Source organism: Bacillus sp. P4_D3 (assembly GCF_056401855.1).
The window spans coordinates 1-1,273 of sequence record NZ_JBFUIN010000826.1; the positions used below are offsets into that span (position 1 = coordinate 1).

At 34.8% G+C, this 1,273-nt stretch carries 2 protein-coding genes and 1 pseudogene; all 3 read right to left on the reverse strand.

What is annotated here, in order from left to right:
* Positions 1-247 (reverse strand): PEP/pyruvate-binding domain-containing protein (locus AC1DTM_RS27035; protein ID WP_477001334.1); only part of this gene is annotated, 247 nt, incomplete at its 3' end.
* A gap of 129 nt (positions 248-376) precedes the next feature.
* Positions 377-523 (reverse strand): annotated as a pseudogene (locus AC1DTM_RS27040) (YolD-like family protein); the annotation flags it as partial.
* A gap of 133 nt (positions 524-656) precedes the next feature.
* A partial coding sequence (locus tag AC1DTM_RS27045) for an SDR family NAD(P)-dependent oxidoreductase (RefSeq protein ID WP_477001335.1) occupies positions 657-1,273 on the reverse strand: 617 nt, incomplete at its 5' end.

Sequence of the window (1,273 nt, forward strand, 5' to 3'; positions counted from 1 at the left end):
TCTTCTTACTGATTTCAGCAATTTGAGCCCGGTCTTCAATTTTTAACATTGCTAATTGACTCAACAAAGCTTGAAACGCTTCATTTTGTTCGATGGCTTTTTCATACCCTATCGTTGTAACACAAAACCCTTCTGGCACTTGTATCCCTTGAATATTTGATAATTCCCCTAAATTCAATCCTTTTCCGCCAACGAGCGAAAGCTGTGTTTTTTCTATTTCCTGAAAATCGAGAACGAAAGAACTCATTTAACATCTCTCCTTACTGTTCATGTGCTATTGATTGTAGCAGTAGTAAATGAGAATAAACAGTCTATTTTGAACGTGATTTACATGATATAATTAAGTTAGGAAGAGATAATTATTTTTATTCCCCCTCTAATTCACTTCAATTACATCACCAAACTTAAACATTCTCTTATTACGAAAAACATCAGTACATATAATCGTCTTATTTAATGGATGAATATCAACTACTGTTATTTAATTTTTATATAAGTAGCCACCTCTGTAATATGTAAACAGTGTGTATGTTCAATTTCACGACCATTACGACAAAAAAATCACCAACTTCTTTACGTACAGGAAATCGGTGATTTTTGTTTAAATAGTCCCTTAAGGAACTATCAGTTTTTTGTTATGTTCAGATTTTCCAAAACTAGTTTCTTATACTCATCACATATGGATACATTGGATCTCTTAATTCAAAGTCATACGTTTCTCCATTCACAATTCCTACCACCTTCTCACTATCATATAAATTGAGTAAGAAACCGGCCATTTGTTCAGCTGTATGGAACTTAGGAACAACATTATCATATTCAAAATTATCAACATCATAAGACCGTTTTGCAAATTCGGTCTCTGTAGCAGCAGGAGCCAACACTTTTGCTTGCATTGCCGCTCCTTTTTCTTTTAATTCTTGTGCTAGACCTTCTGTAAAGGCACTTACATAGAACTTTGTCGCGCAGTAAGTCACAGCATCGGCCACAATCCTATATCCTCCTCCTGAAGATATATTGATAATTTGAGTTCCTTCAACATCTGCATAATCACGTACATAAAGAGAGGACAGAACGGTTAAAGCCTCAATATTCAAGTGAAGCATCGTCTCAATTTTATTTAACTTTTGCTCCCCAATGGAAGCAAAGTTTCCAAATCCAGCATTATTAATCCAGGTGTCGATTTGATAAACCTGAAGACTTTCATAGAATTCATAAACATTTGCAGTAACAGATAAGTCAACGGTTCGAATGACAACATCCAGGTCTGGAT